A 13,818-nucleotide genomic window follows, 5' to 3' on the forward strand; every position below is an offset into this window, starting at 1 on the left:
GAGTCGGACGTGACGAGCGGTCAGTCCAGGACGCTGTCGGGCTGGATGTCGATCTTCGCGCCGGTGAGCTTCGCAGCCAGACGAGCGTTCTGACCCTCCTTGCCGATGGCGAGGGAGAGCTGATAGTCGGGCACCAGTGCACGCACGGCCCTGGTGTTCGCATCGAGGATGAACGAGCTGGTCACCTTGGCCGGCGAGAGGGCGTTCGCGACGAAGGCGGCGAGCTCCGGATCGTGATCGACGATGTCGATCTTCTCGCCTGCGAGCTCCTCGGTGACGGCGCGCACGCGACGCCCCATCTCACCGATGCAGGCACCCTTGGCGTTGATCGCCGGGTCGTTGGCGCGGACGGCGATCTTGGTGCGGTGTCCGGCCTCGCGGGCCAGCGAGACGATCTCGACGAGACCTGCGGCGATCTCGGGCACCTCGAGTGCGAACAGCTTGCGAACGAGACCGGGGTGCGTGCGCGAGACGGTGATCTGCGGCCCCTTGAGGCCCTTCGCGACGCTCGTCACATACACGCGCAGACGCGAGCCGTGGGTGTACTCTTCGCCCGGCACCTGCTCCTCGGGAGGAAGGATCGCCTCGACAGCTCCGAGGTCGACGTGGATCATGCGAGGGTTCGGCCCCTGCTGGATCACGCCGGCGACGATGTCGCCTTCCTTGTCCTTGAAGTCGCCGAGCACCACGTCGTCCGCGATGTCGCGCAGACGCTGGCTGATGACCTGCTTCGCGGCGAAGGCGGCGATACGGCCGAAGTCATCCGGCGTGGCATCCTCTTCCCCGATGATCGCGCCCTCTTCGTCCTTGACGACCTGCAGCACGGCGACGTGCCCGGTCCGACGATCGAGCTCGACGCGGACACCCTCGGGGGTGGCGCCCTCCGCGGAGACATGCTTGGAGTAGGCGGTCAGGATGGCCTGCTCGATGATCGAGACCAGCTCGTCGAAGGGGATCGCCTTCTCCTTCTCGATCCCACGCAGCAGACTCAGTTCGATATCCATGACGACTCCCTATTCAGCTCTCGTCGCGCGGGTGTGCACGCGCGACATCCGTACCACGATACCCTGTGCCCACCGCCGGTCGCCACGAGGCGGCCGCACCGATGCGGTGCCCAGCATGCAGGAGGACTCAGTGACGACGTACGACACCATCGTGATCGGGGCGGGGATGTCCGGGGTGACGGCGGCTCGCATGCTCGCCGATGCCGGAGCGGACGTCATCGTCCTCGAGGCGAGGGATCGCATCGGCGGCCGGATGCACACCGATCGCACCGCAGGATTCCCCGTCGATCTCGGCGCGTCGTGGGTGCACGGCATCGAGGGCTCAGCGCTGTGGGATCTCGTGCAGGCTCTCGAGATTCCGACGCTCGAATACACCGTCGGCAGCTTCCAGGCCGGAGGGCGGCCGATCGAGAACTTCGACGGCGACGGCAGGCCGATGGATGCCGCCCGCACCTCCCAGTGGGTCGCCGAGGTCGAGGAGGCCGATCGCCTGCTGCTCGACGAGATCGAACGTTCCTCCCCCGGCGACACCTATCTCGATGTCACCGAGCGCGCGCTCGACCGCACCGGCTTCGATCCTGAGCGCATCGATGAGATCCGGGAGTTCTTCCGTCATCGCGTTGAGGAGCAGTGCGGAGCGTGGATCGGCGACCTCGACGCGCACGGGCTCGACGAGGACGCGATCGACGGAGACGAGGTCATCTTCTCCCGCGGGTACGACGAGCTCCCGCGGCGCATCGCCGCCGGACTCGACATCCGCCTGAGCCTGGCGGTCACCCGGATCGAGCGAACGGATGCCGGAGTCACCGTGACGACCGAGAACGGAGAGTTCTCCGCACGAAGCGCCCTGGTCACCGTGCCGCTCGGCGTGCTCAAGGCGCGGTCGATCGACTTCACCCCTCCCCTGCCCGAGGCTGTCGCCGGGCCGATCGAGCGACTGGGCATGGGGGTCTTCAACAAGATCTTCATCCAGTTCCCGGAACGCTTCTGGAACGAGGACAGCTACGTGCTGCGGGCACTCGGCGAGGCCGGCGAGCACTGGCACTCCTGGTACGACGTGTCAGCCGTCAGCGGACTTCCCACCCTGCTGACTTTCGCGGCCGGTCCGTTCGGCCGCCGGATGCAGGAGCTGTCCGACGACGAGATCGTCGCGGATGTCGTGCGCGCTCTTCGCGACCTCTACCCCGATGCCGTCGGCGAACCCACCGCTCACTGGGTCACCCGTTGGGGCCACGACGCGTTCTCGAACGGCTCGTACTCGCATCTCGCGGTCGGGTCGTCGCACCACGACCACGACGAGCTCGCGGGACCGGTCGACGCAGTGCTGCATTTCGCCGGCGAGGCGACGTGGGGAGACGAGCCGGCGACAGTGGGGGCGGCCTTCTATTCGGGCCACCGCGCGGCCGAGAGGATCCTCGGCGGCTCCGTGGATCTCGCCCGGTTCGCCGCTGGGATCAGAGCGCGGGAGCGGACTCCAGCGAGTTGATCGCGCCGATCAGGCGGAACAGACTGCCGACCTGACGCTGATCGAGGTGCAGGGCCAGTCGCGGAAGATGCAGCACGTCATCGTCGGCGACCTCGGGCGACCGCGGAGCAGTCCTCTCGATACGTCCGCTCGCCAGCATCCCGGCGAACTGCTCGTTGAGCTGCTCCACCTCGGTATCGGACGGCTCGGCTCGGAGGCGGAGCACCAGGGTGTCTCCGAACCACCGCAATGAGTCGTAGTTGCGCCAGAACCCTGCGATCACGGAGGCGGCCGACTCGACGGAGTCGGTGATGACGACGCGGTCGAAGTCGCCCTCGGAGATCACGCCCGTGGGCGCCAGATCCTCGTCGATGAACCGCTTGAGACCGTTCCAGAAGGTGCCGCCTGGCTCGTCGAGCAGGACGATCGGCGTCGGCTCGGCCTTGCCTGTCTGCTGCAGCGTGAGCAGCTCGAACATCTCGTCGAGCGTGCCGAACCCGCCAGGCAGGCAGATGAAGCCGCTGGACTCCTTGATGAGCATCAGCTTGCGGGTGAAGAAGTACTTCATCGCCACCACGTGCTCGCTCGCCGCGATCAGGCTGTTGGCCTTCTCTTCGAACGGAAGCCTGATCGACACCCCGAGTGAGAGCGCCGGGCCCGCACCCTCCGCCGCAGCCTGCATGATCCCCGGGCCTGCCCCGGTGACGACCATCCACCCATCCGCTGCCAGAGCGGCGGCGACGTCACGGGCCTGCACGTAGAGCGGATCATCGTGCCGGGTCCGAGCCGAACCGAACACCGTGACCTTGGGCACGCCCTCGAACGGAGCGAACAGCCGGAAGGCGTCTCGCATCTCGGCGAGGGCGGCGGAGGCGATCTTGAGGTCGAGACGGTCGGTGCCGTCCTCACCCAGCAGGACCGCCGTGCGCATCATGCGCATGACCAGCCTGCGGTCGGTCTTCACCCCGGCCTCGTCGAGGACGTTGTTGATCTCGGCACTCAGCGATTCCGGCAGCGGTTCGTCGGTCATGCCCTCAGCCTGTCACGAGGGGGTGTCGGCCGGGTCGACGCAACGCCGCTGTGATCATCCTCATCGCGCGGTGTCAATACCCGTGCGCACGGACGTCATCCGAGGCACAGTGTCGGCATGACTGAGATCACTGGACCGGAAGCACTCGCACGCGTGACCGAGCTCGTCGAGGACATCGACTTCACGATGCTGACGACGACGGACGACGACGGCAACCTGGTGAGCAGACCGATGTCGACCAGGCAGATGGACGATGCCGGAGACATCTGGTTCTTCACCGCGGAAGACACGGAGAAGGTCGAAGAAGCACGAGCCCACCATCAGGTCGGCCTCTCGTATTGCGATGCCAAGGGCATGCGATATGTCTCGGTGGCCGGGAACGCCTCCGTGGTGCACGACCGCGCGAAGATGGAGGAGCTCTACTCGCCCTCGCTCGACATCTGGTTCGAAGACGGCCTCGACACCCCCGGCATCGCACTTCTGAAGGTGACGCCGACGGTGACCGAGTTCTGGGAGCCGGCCAAGGGCAAGATCGCGATGGCGGCCGGGGCGCTCAAGGCACTCGTCACCAAGGACACCCCCGACGACGACATCATGAACCACGGTCGCATCGTCTGCTGACAGACGGTTCGCCCCCGGACAGACGAAATGCCGCGCACCTCGGACGAGGTGCGCGGCATTCTCCGTCCGCGCTCAGCGCCGGGACAGCTGCTGCAGGGCCTCTTCGACCGACACCGCTTCGCGGTCACCGGTGCTGCGATCCCACAGCTCGACCTGGCCGTCGGCAGCGCCACGGCCGACGATGACGATCTTCGGCACGCCGACGAGCTCCGCGTCTCCGAACTTCACACCGGGCGACACCTTCGGACGGTCGTCGTAGAGCACGTCGAGGCCTGCGGACTCCAGTTGCGCCGAGAGCTCGGTCGCCACGTCGAAGGCCACCTGATCGCGGCCGGCTGCGACGACCTGCACATCGAACGGTGCGACGGATGCCGGCCAGATGAGACCCTTCTCATCGTTGTGCAGCTCGGCGATGATCGCGAGGATGCGCGTGATGCCGATTCCGTACGAACCCATCGTGACCGTGACGAGCTTGCCGTTCTCGTTCAGCACCTTGAGGCCCAGGGTCTCGGCGAAGAACCTCCCGAGCTGGAAGACGTGACCGATCTCCATGCCACGAGCGAGCTCCACGGGTCCGGAGCCGTCGGGCGCGGGATCCCCGGCCCTGACGTTCGCGATCTCGACGACCCCGTCGGCGAAGAAGTCCCGACCGGCGACGACCGAATGCGCATGCTTCTGATCGATGTTCGCACCGGTGATCCAGCTGGTCCCCTCGCTCACGCGGGGGTCGACCAGGTAGCGGATCCCGGTCGCGGACTCCTCTCCGAGCACCGCGCCGGTCGGTGACCACGGACCGATGTAGCCCCGCACGAGCAGCGGGTTCTTCTCGAAGTCGTCAGCGGTGGCGGTCTCGACCTCGGCCGGAGCGAAAGCGACCTCCGCGCGCTTCTCATCGACCTCGCGATCGCCCGGGATCCCGACGACGACGAGCTCGCGCGTGCCGTCCACATGCGTGAGCGCCAGCACGACGTTCTTGAGGGTGTCGGCAGCGGTGTAGTCGCCATCCAGGTTCGCGTTCGCGTGCGCCACGAGCGTCTCGATCGTGGGAGTGTCCGGTGAGTCGAAGACGATCGGCGCAGCATCGGCGTCGAAACCGATGGCGTCAGGGACCTCGGTCGAGAAAGCCTCGACATTCGCGGCGTATCCCCCCGCGCTGCGCACGAAGGTGTCCTCACCGACAGGTGTCGGGTGGAGGAACTCCTCGCTTCGCGCGCCGCCCATGAGTCCGTTGTCGGCATTCACGATCACGTATTCGAGACCGAGCCGCTGGAAGATCCGCTCATATGCGTCCCGCTGCGCCTGATAGCTGGCCTCGAGACCGGCATCCGACGCGTCGAACGAGTAGGCGTCCTTCATCGTGAACTCGCGACCGCGGAGCAGGCCAGCCCGCGGGCGTGCCTCATCGCGGTACTTGTCCTGGATCTGATAGATCGTGAGGGGCAGATCCTTGTACGACGAGTAGAGGTCCTTCACGAGGAGCGTGAACATCTCTTCGTGCGTCGGCGCGAGAAGGTAGTCCGCGCCCTTCCGGTCCTGAAGGCGGAAGATCCCGTCGCCGTACGATTCCCAGCGTCCGGACAGCTCGTAGGGCTCGCGCGGAAGCAGCGCGGGGAAGTGGACCTCCTGCGCGCCGGCATTCGCCATCTCCTCGCGCACGATGGCCTCGATGCGCGCCTTGACCTTGAGGCCCAGAGGCAGCCACGTGAACACGCCCGGTGCCGCGCGGCGGATGTAGCCGGCGCGGATCAGCAGCCTGTGGCTGGCGACCTCTGCTTCTGCAGGGTCTTCGCGGAGCGTGCGGAGGAAGAAGTTCGAAAGACGAGTGACCACCGGGCAAGTCTACTGACCGGTGGTCACCCGTTTCGCGTCGCGTCAGTTGAGCGCAGGGAGGCCGTTCGGGATCACGCCGCCCGCATACAGGCTGGCGGCGAGCTCCTGAACAGCGGTGAGCGCCACACGCTGCGGGAGCGGCCCGTACGAGATGCGGGCGACGCCCAGCTTCTCGTACTCGGAGGCGGCGAGGGTTCCAGGGAGCCCGATCACGCTGAGCTTGCCTTCGCCGAGACCCTCGACGAGCTGGCGGGTGATGTTGGCGTCGAGCATTCCGGGCACGAACACCGCGGTGGCTCCGGCGTCGAGGAACGCCCGTCCGCGCTGGATCGCATCCGCGACGCTTTCCGCGACAGGGCGGTGGCCGGCGCGGACGAACGCGTCGGTGCGCGCGTTGAGCGCGAACGGCACGCCCTCGGCCTCCGCTGCCTTGACGATGGCCTCGACTGCGGCGACGGATTCGTCGAACGGCTTGAGGCGGTCTTCGATGTTGGCTCCGACCACGCCCGCGCCGATCGCCAGGCGGGTGGTCTCCCCTGCGTCGCCGTATCCGTCATCGAGGTCGGCGGTCACCGGGACCGAGACGGAGGCCGCGATGCGACCCACCATGTCGATCATGATGTCTCGGGAGATCGTGCCGTCCTCGAAACCGAACGAGGCGGCGATGCCGTGACCGGCAGTCGCGATCGCCTTCGTCTCGGGAAGCTTCGCGACAGCGCGGGCTGACACGACGTCCCACACATTCACGACGCGGAGGATCTCCGGGGCTTCATAGAGTCCGATCAAGGTCTTGGCCTTCGCAGCAGTGGTCATACCCCCACGCTAACGCCCAGTATTCCGGTCTGGGTCGGACGGACACGCGAATCACAGGTTCCGAGGGGTCGCAGCGCATCACGGACCCTCCGCCTCCTCTCCCGTGTGCGCCTCCACCGCTGCTCAAGACAGCCAGCCGCCGGCCTCCTGAGGAGTTCCGGGCGACCCGGCTCGGGGGCGACGGCTGTCTCGTCCGCGGCGTCATAGTGTGGGGACATGCCTCAGCGCCGATCGCACGTCGCCCCGTCAGCCGCGCAGACCGAGCTCGCCGCAGCGCTCGCCGCGCTGAGAGAGTCCCTCGACGCGCCCACGGACTTCCCCGCCGCTGTCGTCGCCGAAGCAGAGGCCACGAAAGCGGCGACTCCCGAGCTCGATCTGCGCGACATCCCCTTCGCGACCCTCGATCCGCTCGGGTCACGCGACCTCGACCAGGCGTTCCACCTCGAACGCGACGGCTCCGGCTTCGCAGTCCGCTACGCGATCGCCGACGTCCCGGGGTTCGTTGCGCCCGGCGGAGAGGTCGACACGGAGGCTCGGCGCCGCGGCCAGACACTGTACGCCGCGGACGGGACGATTCCCCTGCATCCGAAGATCCTCAGCGAGGACCGCGCATCGCTCCTGGCCGATGTGGATCGCCCTGCCCTGGTCTGGACGTTCGCGCTCGACTCCTCGGGCACCGTCACGGACTTCCGCCTGGAGCGGGCACTGGTCCGTACCCGCGCCCAGCTGGACTACGTCAGCGCCCAGGCCGCACTCGACCGCGGCGAAGGCGGTCCCGCGGCGCTGTTGCCGGAGATCGGCGCATTGCGGATCGAGCAGGAGAGGATCCGCGGCGGCGCGAGCCTGAACCTCCCGGACGAGGAGGTGACCAGAGCGGCCGATGGCAGCTACGCGATCGAGCGCCGCCATCCTCTTCCCGTCGAGGAGTGGAACGCCCAGCTGTCCCTCATGACCGGTATGGCGGCGGCGTCGCTGATGCTGGACGCCGGCACCGGCATCCTTCGAACCATGCCGCAGCCCGACGAGAAGGCCTTCGACGCGTTCCGCCATCAGACCGAGGCTCTCGGACGACCGTGGACGACGGGACGATACGGCGACTATCTGCGTGACCTGGATCGCGCCGACCCGATGACCTTGCCCGTTCTCGAGGCAGCCGCGACCCTGTTCCGCGGCGCCGGCTACGTGACTTTCGACGGCTCCGCCCCGAGCGACGCACAACAGGCTGCGATTGCGGCGCCCTACGCCCACGCGACCGCTCCCCTGCGTCGACTCGTCGATCGCTGGTCTCTCGAGATCTGCCTCGCCGTGTCGGAAGACCGGGACGTGCCCGGCTGGGTTCGCGAGTCGCTGCCCGACCTCCCTGCGCTGATGCAGAGCTCCGGGCAACGCGCGTCCAGACTCGACTCGGCGACGATCAACTGCGTCGAAGCCGCACTGCTCACGCCTTTCGTGGGCCGGACGGTCGAGGCGACCGTGATCGAGATACGCGGCGAGCGCGCGACGGTCCAGCTCGCCGACCCTGCTGTGACCGCATCCGCCCCTGTACCCGCCGGCACGGTGCCCGGCGGACGTGTCTCCTTGCGCCTCGTCAGCACCGACGTCGCCCGAGGCGAGATCGAGTTCGCGATCTGACCCCTAGGCTCTGCTCCATGCCCACATCGCCCTACGTCAGCGGGATCCGCGAACGCATCGGTCACGATCTCCTGCTGCTCCCCGCCGTCACTGCCGTCATCCGGCGAGATGACCGCTTCCTGCTGTGTCGGCGGGTGGACGCGTCGGAGTGGGGCCTGGTCGGCGGCGGGGTCGAACCCGGTGAGGATCCGAAGGATGCCGTGCTGCGCGAGGTGCGCGAAGAGCTCGGGATCCGTGTCGGCATCGATGGTCTCGTCGGAGCGTACGGCGGCGAGGAGCTCCTCGTCCGATACGCCAACCACGACGTCGTCAGCTACGTCACGACCGCGTTCCTCTGCTCGATCCCTGATGGCTCGCCCCTGGTCTTCGCCGACGGAGAACTGGCCGAGACAGGGTGGTTCGCGCTCGACGAGATCGCAGCGTTGCGACGTGATCGAGCCATCGACCGAATCCTCGGAGATGCGGTCGACCTCGCCCGAGCTCCCGCCGCGACCCCGATCGTCGAGGAGGATGAAGATCGCGCTGTCGGGGTGGACCACTTCGCCGTCGCAGCACGATTCGTCACCGCCCGCTTTCCCGGCGCCGGCGTGGCCATCGTGGCCGGAAGCACGGCACGGGGCGATCGCACCGCGACGAGTGACATCGACCTGCTGCTGGTCGGCGATCAGCTCTTCGATGTCGACGGGCAGACGAGCGAAGCCTCGACGCACGAGTTCGAGGGCGAGATCTTCGAGGTCTTCGCATACACGCCGACGGGGTTCGACGAGTGGGCGGCACGAGGCATCGCGCAGCATCGACCGGTGACGGTGCACATGCTGGTCGACGGCACCGCGATCAGAGACGATGGCCGACTGGCATCGCTCCGCCGGCAGTGGCGGAGCGTGCTCGACTCAGGGCCATCGCTCAGCGCGAGTGAGTCCGCGTTCCGTCGCTACGTCATCACCGATGTGCTCGACGATCTGGCGGACGCGACAGACCCTCTCGAGCAGCGTGTGGCGGCATCCGTCCTGTTCGAGCGGATCGCAGAGCTCATGCTGCTCACCGAGGGGCGGTGGATAGGGACGGGCAAATGGTTGCCGCGACGCCTCCGCGAGCTGAGCGTCGAGCGAGCGGACCGCTTGACCGTCCCTCTGCTCGAGAGCGACTACACGACCTTCGCAGCCCGCGTCTCGGATGAGCTCGAGCGCGCCGGCGGTCGAGTGCAGTCCGGCTTCGTTCGCTGAGCGGACTCAGACCGCGGGAACGGCCTTCGTGGTCATCACCAGCAGCTGCGGATCCGTCAGGTCGAGCGCCACCGAGATAGAGACGAACTCGGAGAGAGACTCCACATGCGTTCCGCCGCAGAGGATCTCCGCATCGCCCTCCGGGAGTTCGCAGTGCCAGCTGCGACGATCCACGATCGCGGGGCCTTCGGGCGCCACGCGGCTCGCCGCACCGGTGGAGACCCACGTGGCCAGCTGCGCGTTGATCGCCGCCTCCCGCTCTCCGAGCGTCGTCACGAAGGTCTCTGTGTCGAATCCGGCCCTGCGCAGGCTCTTGCCCAGGCGGTACTCGTCGACCGCGCCGTCTTCATGGATGCGGCTGGACTGGTTCGCCCTGGCCTCGAAATTCGGGTTGCCCAGGGCATCCGCACCGGGATCCTTGCGCCACAGATCGCCGAGCGCGATGTCCAACGCCAACGACGCCAGGTGGCACGCGGTGTGGCCGCGGCTGAGGCCCGCCCGTCGTGGGGCGTCGACCGACAACTCGACGCGTGCCCCCTCGACCAGCCAGGATGGAGCGTCGCCGGCGATCGGGTGACCGACGAGCCACGTCCATCCTTCGACGCCGCGCTTGACCGGGATGTCGGCTCCGACCGCGAACTGGCCCTCGTCCGACACGGCGGCCATCACGGCCTCGGCGACACGGACGACGTTCCCTTCGGCAGAGAGCTCGCCTGTGTCTCCTGGCTGGTCCGGCCAGGTGTGGTCGACCGGGTGGAACGGGGTCGCGTCGACCACGACGATCGTTCCCCGCGATGATGTCTCGACCCGCGAGACAGTGCTCGACCCTCTGAGGTCGCCTCCGGCGAAGGACACGATCGTGGACGACGGCATGGAACTCCTCATGTCGGATCGACGGGGTCGGTCAGGCCGTGACGACCTGCGCGGTGCCGAGCGGCGCCTCAGGCCCCATCTCAGCGGCGATGCGGTTGGCCTCTTCGATCAGAGTCGCGACGATGTCGGCCTCCGGCACGGTCTTGATGACCTCGCCCTTGACGAAGATCTGGCCCTTGCCGTTACCGGATGCGACACCGAGGTCAGCCTCACGCGCCTCGCCCGGGCCGTTCACGACGCAGCCCATGACGGCCACTCGCAGCGGGACGGTCATGTCCTTGAGTCCCTCGGTGACGTTCTCGGCGAGCGTGTACACGTCGACCTGGGCGCGTCCGCACGAGGGGCACGAGACGATCTCGAGCTTGCGCTCGCGGAGGTTCAGGGACTGCAGGATCTGGTGACCGACCTTCACCTCTTCAGCCGGCGGCGCTGACAGAGACACACGGATGGTGTCTCCGATGCCCTCACCGAGCAGGATGCCGAATGCCGTGGCGCTCTTGATCGTGCCCTGGAACGCGGGGCCCGCCTCGGTCACACCGAGGTGCAGCGGCCAGTCGCCCCGCTCGGCGAGCTGACGGTAGGCCTTCACCATGACGATCGGGTCGTTGTGCTTGACCGAGATCTTGAAGTCGTGGAAGTCGTGCTCCTCGAACAGCGAAGCCTCCCAGACGGCGCTCTCGACGAGCGCCTCAGCGGTCGCCTTGCCGAACTTGGTCAGAATGCGGCGGTCGAGCGAGCCCGCATTGACACCGATGCGCAGCGAGACGCCCGCAGCCTTGGCGGCCTCGGCGATCTTGCCGACGTTGCCGTCGAACTCACGGATGTTGCCCGGGTTCACCCGAACTGCGCCGCAGCCCGCGTCGATGGCGGTGTAGATGTAGCGCGGCTGGAAGTGGATGTCGGCGATGACGGGAATCTGGCTCTTCATCGCGATGATCTTCAGCGCGTCGGCGTCGTCCTGATGCGGGACGGCGACGCGGACGATCTCGCATCCGGATGCGGTCAGCTCCGCGATCTGCTGGAGAGTCGCGTTGATGTCCGTCGTCTTCGTCGTCGTCATGGACTGGACGGTCACGGGGGCGTCACCGCCGACGAGCACCTTGCCCACCTTGATCTGGCGAGACTTGCGGCGCGGGGCGAGGACTTCGGGGATCTTCGGCATCCCAAGATTCACTGCTGGCACAACCCCCAGCCTACGCCGCCTGCATGCACGCAGGCTGGATGCCGCACGGCTCGGACGCGCGTCACACGACCGGGGCGGCGGTGCGCGGTGTGATAGTTTTCAGCCCATGCTCGCGAACTGCACCTGGTGGCCCGCCTCTTAGGCGGTGTGTTCGCGTTCCCACGAATCCAGACCGCCTCCGGGGCGGTCTTTTCGTTGAGCCGAGCCGGAGCCATGCACAGGAGACACCGATGACCCTCTCACGTCTTTCCGAGCTCACCGCAGATCCCGCGGCGTCGTTCGTGCTGATCGCCCGAGACGGCGCCGACACCGTCGAGCTGCTCACCGGCGAGGTCGTCGATGTCGAACTGCTGGCTGACATCCCGCTGTCGATAGACGGCATCCCCCGCGAGATCTTCACCATGGTGCCCTACCGTCAGGTGCGCGAGCGCGGCTTCGTCGCCCAGGATGACGGCGCGCCCCTGCGCTGCATCGTGGTCGATGAGCACCTCCACCTGCCCACGTCTGCGCTGCTCGCCGAGCTTCCGACGGATGCCGTGCCGCTGAGCGACGGCGGCTTCGACATCGCCGACGACGAGTACGCAGGGATCGTCGAGACCGTGATCGCCGACGAGATCGGACGCGGTGAAGGCGCGAACTTCGTGATCCGTCGCGACTTCACCGCCGAGATCGAGGTCGACGACCGAACCGCCGCGCTCACCTGGTTCCGGGCTCTTCTCGCGCACGAACGAGGCGCTTATTGGACCTTCGCAGTGGTGACACCCGGGCACATCGCGGTCGGCGCGAGCCCTGAGGCGCACGTCGTCGCGCGCGGCGGCGTCGTCACGATGAATCCCATCTCGGGCACGTTCCGCCACCCTGCGGGAGGAGCCACGAGAGAGACGCTCGTCGACTTCCTCTCCTCGACGAAGGAGACCGAAGAGCTCTTCATGGTGGTGGACGAGGAGCTCAAGATGATGAGCGCCGTATGCTCCGACGGCGGACGCATCACCGGCCCGCATCTGAAGGAGATGTCGCGCCTCACCCACACCGAGTACATGCTCCGCGGGCGCAGTGCGCTCGACCCCCGCGACATCCTGCGCGAGACGATGTTCGCGCCGACCGTGACCGGCTCGCCGATGCAGAACGCATGCGCGGTGATCCGTCGCCATGAGAAGAAGCCGCGCGGCTACTACTCGGGCGTTGCCGCCCTGTTCACTCCGAACGACGCCGGAGGGCACGACCTCGACGCACCGATCCTGATCCGCACCGTGTATCTCCAGAACGGCTCGCTCAGTGTGCCCGTGGGCGCGACGCTCGTGCGCCACTCGGACCCGCACGGCGAGGTGTCGGAGACCCACGGCAAGGCCGCCGGCGTGCTCGGCGCCATCGGGGCGATCGATCGCGACAGCGTCGCCGAGGCGCGCGACGATGCCGACGCGCCGGGCGAACGGCTGCCCCTCGCCGACGACCCCGTAGTCGCTGAGCTCCTCTCCTCGCGCAATGCGCGCCTGGCCGACTTCTGGCTGAATCCGCAGGGTGACGATCTGACCGGGCCCTTCGCCGGGCGCTCGGCGATCGTCGTCGATGCGGAGGACCGCTTCACCACGATGCTCGCTCACCAGCTGCGCCACCTCGGACTCGATGTCACGATCCGCGCCTGGAGCGACGTCGACGACGCCGAGCTCGACGCGGCCGACCTCGTGGTCGCCGGCCCGGGGCCCGGCGACCCCCGTGACGTCGAGAGCTCTCGGATCACCAGGTTGCGCGAGGTCGTGTCGCGACGTGTGGACGCCGGGTCGCCACTGCTCGCCGTGTGCCTGAGCCACCAGATCCTCAGCGATCGCCTCGGGATCGCCCTGACGCCCCTCGCCGCGCCGCATCAGGGGCTGCAGAAGTCGGTCCCCGTGTTCGGCGAGGACGCCTCGATCGGCTTCTACAACACCTTCACAGCCAGGGTGATCCCCGGCACGACGTCGACGGGAACGGTCGAGGTGTCGGCCGACCCCGGATCAGGCGACGTCTACGCGCTTCGCGGCGAGCGCTTCGCATCGGTGCAGGGCCACCTGGAGTCGATCCTGTCGCGCGACGGCATCCGCACTCTCGAGCGTCTGGTCTCGCACGCGCTCGCCTGATCCGAAGGCGGATGCCGTCGCGACCCGCCC

The 13,818-nt window shown here is 67.7% G+C and carries 11 protein-coding genes; 5 read left to right on the top strand and 6 right to left on the bottom strand.

What is annotated here, in order from left to right; all coding sequences use genetic code 11:
- Positions 1–20 precede the first annotated feature (20 nt).
- The gene (nusA, locus tag OB895_RS04755) at positions 21–1,004 is read right to left on the bottom strand and encodes a transcription termination factor NusA (protein WP_079112654.1); all 984 of its coding nucleotides are present in this window, start codon (positions 1,002–1,004) and stop codon (positions 21–23) included.
- A gap of 130 nt (positions 1,005–1,134) precedes the next feature.
- Between nusA and OB895_RS04760 the strand changes: the two genes are divergently transcribed.
- The gene (locus OB895_RS04760; RefSeq protein WP_079113958.1) at positions 1,135–2,490 is read left to right on the top strand and encodes a flavin monoamine oxidase family protein; all 1,356 of its coding nucleotides are present in this window, start codon (positions 1,135–1,137) and stop codon (positions 2,488–2,490) included.
- On the opposite strand, the gene OB895_RS04765 is transcribed toward OB895_RS04760, so the two are convergent.
- Entirely contained in the window at positions 2,459–3,499 is a 1,041-nt protein-coding gene (locus OB895_RS04765) for an LOG family protein (protein ID WP_079112653.1), read from the bottom strand. The genes OB895_RS04760 and OB895_RS04765 overlap by 32 nt on opposite strands.
- Positions 3,500–3,616: 117 nt before the next feature.
- Here OB895_RS04765 and OB895_RS04770 point away from each other — a divergent pair, with 117 nt between their 5' ends.
- Entirely contained in the window at positions 3,617–4,120 is a 504-nt protein-coding gene (locus OB895_RS04770; RefSeq protein WP_042541827.1) for a pyridoxamine 5'-phosphate oxidase family protein, read from the top strand.
- A 72-nt stretch (positions 4,121–4,192) separates the two neighbouring features.
- Here the strand turns inward: OB895_RS04770 and OB895_RS04775 are convergent, their stop codons facing one another.
- Together OB895_RS04775 and OB895_RS04780 are read right to left on the bottom strand one after the other, a co-directional pair.
- A complete protein-coding gene (locus tag OB895_RS04775; RefSeq protein ID WP_079112652.1) occupies positions 4,193–5,950 on the bottom strand; it encodes a proline--tRNA ligase in 1,758 nt (585 codons plus the stop codon).
- Between the two features lie 42 nt (positions 5,951–5,992).
- Complete coding sequence (locus tag OB895_RS04780; RefSeq protein ID WP_042541829.1) at positions 5,993–6,763, bottom strand: isocitrate lyase/PEP mutase family protein; 771 nt, start codon at positions 6,761–6,763, stop codon at positions 5,993–5,995.
- 216 nt (positions 6,764–6,979) lie between these two features.
- On the opposite strand from OB895_RS04780, the gene OB895_RS04785 reads away from it, so the two are divergent.
- Positions 6,980–8,395, top strand: a complete 1,416-nt coding sequence (locus OB895_RS04785; RefSeq protein WP_079112651.1) for an RNB domain-containing ribonuclease — start codon at positions 6,980–6,982, stop codon at positions 8,393–8,395.
- A gap of 17 nt (positions 8,396–8,412) precedes the next feature.
- Positions 8,413–9,618 carry an NUDIX domain-containing protein gene (locus OB895_RS04790; protein ID WP_079112650.1) on the top strand — a complete coding sequence of 402 codons (1,206 nt, stop codon included), beginning with the start codon at positions 8,413–8,415 and terminating at the stop codon, positions 9,616–9,618.
- A gap of 6 nt (positions 9,619–9,624) precedes the next feature.
- Here the strand turns inward: OB895_RS04790 and OB895_RS04795 are convergent, their stop codons facing one another.
- Together OB895_RS04795 and ispG are read right to left on the bottom strand one after the other, a co-directional pair.
- Positions 9,625–10,491 (bottom strand): alanyl-tRNA editing protein, encoded by an 867-nt coding sequence (locus OB895_RS04795; protein WP_079112649.1) that lies wholly within the window; start codon positions 10,489–10,491, stop codon positions 9,625–9,627.
- A 31-nt stretch (positions 10,492–10,522) separates the two neighbouring features.
- On the bottom strand, positions 10,523–11,653 hold the full coding sequence (gene ispG, locus OB895_RS04800) for a flavodoxin-dependent (E)-4-hydroxy-3-methylbut-2-enyl-diphosphate synthase (RefSeq protein WP_079112648.1): 1,131 nt from the start codon (positions 11,651–11,653) through the stop codon (positions 10,523–10,525).
- A 251-nt stretch (positions 11,654–11,904) separates the two neighbouring features.
- Here ispG and OB895_RS04805 point away from each other — a divergent pair, with 251 nt between their 5' ends.
- A complete protein-coding gene (locus OB895_RS04805; RefSeq protein WP_079112647.1) occupies positions 11,905–13,788 on the top strand; it encodes a chorismate-binding protein in 1,884 nt (627 codons plus the stop codon).
- The last annotated feature ends 30 nt before the right edge of the window (positions 13,789–13,818 follow it).

The sequence above is a fragment of the Microbacterium forte genome (assembly GCF_031885415.1).
Taxonomy (GTDB): domain Bacteria; phylum Actinomycetota; class Actinomycetes; order Actinomycetales; family Microbacteriaceae; genus Microbacterium; species Microbacterium forte.

Excerpts from the sequence above, each read along its gene's own strand:
- nusA (WP_079112654.1), bottom strand. The coding sequence starts at position 1,004 with ATGGATATCGAACTGAGTCTGCTGCGTGGGATCGAGAAGGAGAAGGCG.
- OB895_RS04805 (WP_079112647.1), top strand. The coding sequence starts at position 11,905 with ATGACCCTCTCACGTCTTTCCGAGCTCACCGCAGATCCCGCGGCGTCG.
- OB895_RS04790 (WP_079112650.1), top strand. The coding sequence starts at position 8,413 with ATGCCCACATCGCCCTACGTCAGCGGGATCCGCGAACGCATCGGTCAC.
- OB895_RS04785 (WP_079112651.1), top strand. The coding sequence starts at position 6,980 with ATGCCTCAGCGCCGATCGCACGTCGCCCCGTCAGCCGCGCAGACCGAG.
- OB895_RS04770 (WP_042541827.1), top strand. The coding sequence starts at position 3,617 with ATGACTGAGATCACTGGACCGGAAGCACTCGCACGCGTGACCGAGCTC.
- OB895_RS04780 (WP_042541829.1), bottom strand. The coding sequence starts at position 6,763 with ATGACCACTGCTGCGAAGGCCAAGACCTTGATCGGACTCTATGAAGCC.
- ispG (WP_079112648.1), bottom strand. The coding sequence starts at position 11,653 with ATGCCGAAGATCCCCGAAGTCCTCGCCCCGCGCCGCAAGTCTCGCCAG.
- OB895_RS04795 (WP_079112649.1), bottom strand. The coding sequence starts at position 10,491 with ATGCCGTCGTCCACGATCGTGTCCTTCGCCGGAGGCGACCTCAGAGGG.
- OB895_RS04765 (WP_079112653.1), bottom strand. The coding sequence starts at position 3,499 with ATGACCGACGAACCGCTGCCGGAATCGCTGAGTGCCGAGATCAACAAC.